Origin of the sequence: Tetzosporium hominis (genome assembly GCF_002265435.1) — a bacterium.
In the GTDB taxonomy this organism is placed as follows: domain Bacteria; phylum Bacillota; class Bacilli; order Bacillales_A; family Planococcaceae; genus Chryseomicrobium; species Chryseomicrobium hominis.
Genome location: NZ_NOKQ01000049.1, coordinates 1 through 241 on the forward strand (window position 1 = coordinate 1; position 241 = coordinate 241).

The 241-nt window shown below is 36.5% G+C and carries 1 pseudogene; it reads right to left on the reverse strand.

The window, feature by feature from the left end:
• Positions 1-58: 58 nt before the first annotated feature.
• A pseudogene (locus CF394_RS00150) lies at positions 59-241 on the reverse strand (hypothetical protein); the annotation flags it as partial.

The following is a 241-nucleotide window of genomic DNA, read 5'->3' on the forward strand; positions in this document are numbered from 1 at the left end:
ACTGATGTCTCAATTTGACAAAAAACCAGTGAAATTGCTTCTTCACTGGTTTTTGAGGTTAATAACGTTGTCTATATGGCTTATTAAAGGCGCTTAGGATATCATCAGATGTTTCAGAATAAGCTTTAACTTCTTTAAAATCACCTTTAACAATAATCCGCTCTGTCGCATTATAGTCCACACAAGTTACCAGCGTAATCTCCTTAACTCCTTCACGATCTTCGATTTCATCTACTCGGTC